General features: G+C 63.0%; 3 protein-coding genes. 2 read left to right on the forward strand and 1 reads right to left on the reverse strand.

From position 1 onward, the window contains the following. The first annotated feature begins 127 nt into the window (after positions 1 to 127). Positions 128 to 1,114 carry a glycoside hydrolase family 43 protein gene (locus VGN46_RS16205; protein WP_331645065.1) on the forward strand — a complete coding sequence of 329 codons (987 nt, stop codon included), beginning with the start codon at positions 128 to 130 and terminating at the stop codon, positions 1,112 to 1,114. Here the strand turns inward: VGN46_RS16205 and VGN46_RS16210 are convergent. Continuing rightward, positions 1,111 to 2,538 (reverse strand): glycoside hydrolase family 19 protein, encoded by a 1,428-nt coding sequence (locus VGN46_RS16210; RefSeq protein ID WP_331645067.1) that lies wholly within the window; start codon positions 2,536 to 2,538, stop codon positions 1,111 to 1,113. The two genes, VGN46_RS16205 and VGN46_RS16210, sit on opposite strands and share 4 nt — an antisense overlap. A gap of 330 nt (positions 2,539 to 2,868) precedes the next feature. Between VGN46_RS16210 and VGN46_RS16215 the strand changes: the two genes are divergently transcribed. After that, on the forward strand, positions 2,869 to 3,136 hold a 268-nt coding region (locus VGN46_RS16215; protein ID WP_331645069.1), incomplete at its 3' end, for a (2Fe-2S)-binding protein.

Genomic DNA, 3,136 nt, shown 5'->3' on the forward strand with positions numbered 1-3,136 from the left:
CGCGCTTGCGCGCGATGGGCCTTGCGACAAGCACCCATCGCGCGCAAGCGCGCTCCTACAGGTGGGACAGAAACGCCGTGTCGGGTTAGGATCGGGGTTTGTCGTACAAATGGGTGGGGAGATCGGGATGGGGATTCGCAAGGCTCTTGGGTTTGCGCTGCTGGGCGCGCTGGCATCCACTGCGGCATGTGCAACACCACCGCCGGGCCACTCGGGTAACCCCGTGTTTCCAGGCTGGTACGCCGACCCGGAAGCGGCGATCTTCGACGATACCTACTGGATCTATCCCACCACCTCGCTTGAATACGCGAAGCAGACCGGCTTCGATGCCTTCTCCTCGCCCGACATGGTCCACTGGACCAGGCACGCCAATGTACTGGCCATCGGTGACATCCCCTGGGCGAAGAAGGCCCTGTGGGCGCCTTCGGTCGTGAAGAACAACGGCAAGTACTATTTCTTCTTCGCTGCGAACGATATCCAGAGCGACAAGGAGCTCGGTGGCATCGGCGTGGCCGTGGCCGACAAGCCGGACGGTCCGTTCAAGGATCTGCTAGGCAAGCCGTTGATCGGCGCCTTCCACAACGGCGCGCAGCCGATCGACCAGTTCGCGTTCCACGATGACGACGGCACCTGGTACATGATCTACGGTGGCTGGAAGCACGCGAACATCGCGAAGCTGAAACCGGATTTCACCGCGATCGAGCCGATGGCCGATGGCACCGTGTACAAAGAGATCACCCCGGACCAATACGTCGAAGGTCCGCTGATGTTCAAGCGCAACGGCAAGTACTACTTCATGTGGTCCGAGGGCGGCTGGACCGGCCCGAACTATTCCGTGGCCTATGCCATCGGCGATTCGCCGATGGGTCCGTTCAAGCGTATCGGCACGATCCTGAAAACCGATCCGAAGATCGGCACAGGCGCGGGACATCATTCGGTGTTCCACGTCGCCAAGGATGACAGTTGGTACATCGTGTACCACCGCCATCCCCTTGGCGACACGAATGGAAACCACCGCGAAACCTGCATCGACCGGATGGTGTTCAATGCCGACGGCACCATCCAGCCGGTGAAGATGACCTTCGAAGGCGTGACCGCCAAGCCGCTGCGTTAGGCCCCGTTTACGTCGTCGATGATCTCGACATCGGGGAAGGCCTTGCGTACGCACCGGACGTAATCGCCCTCTTTCAATGCGGAGAACGCGGTCTGGTAGTTCACCAGTTTGCAACCGGGGTCAGTCGTCCAGTTGTTCTCCCAGTAGATGGGAAGCGCGGCGGCGCTGGCCTCGGTGAACTCTTTCATATTCCGGCAGCCCAGCTTTTCGCTTTCGTCCACCGGGACCCCAAGCGTCGCAGCGAAGCCCCTGTAGTAGCTGATCCGGTTGGCGGATGCCGCGTGTTCCGGCCCCGTGCCGCCGCACTCGACCCCACCGTTGATCACCATGGTCGTCACGCCAAAGCCAGGCAGGCGACCGTCGGCGATATCGGCGGCGTTCGGCTGCCAGGTGCCATCAATGATATGCAGCATCGACGGCTTGGGCGGCTGGGGGTAAACGTAGAAGAACGTTGCGCTGGCCAGGTTCAGCCAGGTATCCGCGACACGCTCGGGGGCATCGAGCAGCACCTTCACGTCGCCGAACATGGCGTCGGAGAACGGTCCGTAGTTGAAGTGGTAGGAGAGCTGCTTTGCGCCCCGGCCAAAGTAGCTCTTGAAACGACCGTCAGCCCACTTGCCGCACGGCCAGGCCTCGGTCGCCCAGTTCACATCACCACAACCGCCGTTGTAACTGTCGGACTGTTCGACCATGCCCATCTCGCGCACGTAGAACAGACCCTGGCGGTACTCGGGCTCCGGGCGCCAGGATTCATGCGCACCGGTTTCTTGTGCGAAGTGGGCGAACATGGTGGCCAGGGTCTTGCGGCAAACCGTTTCCGGTTCATTCGGCGTGGCTACCTCACCGCATACAGCCGGGAACTTGGCCACCGCCTTCAGGAAGCCTTCGTAGCTGTACTCCGGCGCGCGTAGCGGAAACAGGTAGTCAAACTTCACGGCGTCGACCATGTCTTCAACGCGGCGCACGTTGGCCGGATTCTGTTCGCGGCCGGGCTGCACGGCTTCGACCGCGGCGTTATCCAGCGTGCGGATGGACTCGCGCACCGGACCCATCATGGGAAATGCTGCGGCGAGTGCCTGCTCATCGGCGAGCAACTTGCTAAGCAGTACGTCGCGCGGGTTGCCGGGGTCACCCTGGCCCGGATCGGGGGGAATGGGCTGCTCACCGCTGCAGCCGGTGGGCGTTCCCTGAGCGACGCGCTCCCAGGAGGTGTCCCAGGGATCGTCGGCATGATCGACCTCGGCAGGGGTGTGGCCGGGGCCAGTCCACCATCTAGCCTTGAATACCTCGTTCTTCCAGCTGACGACGCAACCCGCCGGGTAGGCGTGGGTGGGATTGTAGTCGAGGGCGTGCGCTGAGGGCGCCGTGGCCAGGGCGAGCAGGGCGATGGCGGGAAATGTGGCTGTGCGGGTAAATCGTTTCATGGAGCCTCCTTGCGTATCGGGGGAAGGTGCCTCACGGCACGGCGACAACGTAGTAGGGCGAAGATGCGCGGCCTATTAGGAAAGCTCCTAAAGGTCGGCGCCACTTGCGACGTGAACCGGCAGAACTGAGTGAACCGGTGGATTCCCTTGCAAAACACAGCGCAAGGACGTGCAAGCAGCCACACGCATCATGCGGAACGATCAACGCTCGCGATGTCAGCGAACCGGCCATTCTGGCGTTCCAGCGGGCTCGGATCGGCGTAAGCTCCACCTGACACGTACCCCAGCGAACGCCGCGGCGTCGTCCTCGGCAGCCAGGAGGAGTCGCGCATGATCGTGCTTCGTGTGAACGGGGAAGACCGGCAGGTCGATGTGCCGCCGGAGATGCCTCTGCTTTGGGTGCTTCGCGATATCGTCGGGCTGACCGGCACGAAATTCGGCTGCGGCATCGCCCAGTGCGGCGCCTGCACGGTGCACATGAACGGCAAGGCGCAGCGCACCTGCATCCTGCCGGTCAAGGCGGCCCAGGGCGCCGAGATCGTCACCATTGAGGCGCTGTCCGCCGATGGGCGCCACCCGGTGCAGCAGGCCTGGCTGG

Origin of the sequence: Luteibacter sp., assembly GCF_036500425.1 — a bacterium.
Lineage (GTDB): Bacteria > Pseudomonadota > Gammaproteobacteria > Xanthomonadales > Rhodanobacteraceae > Luteibacter.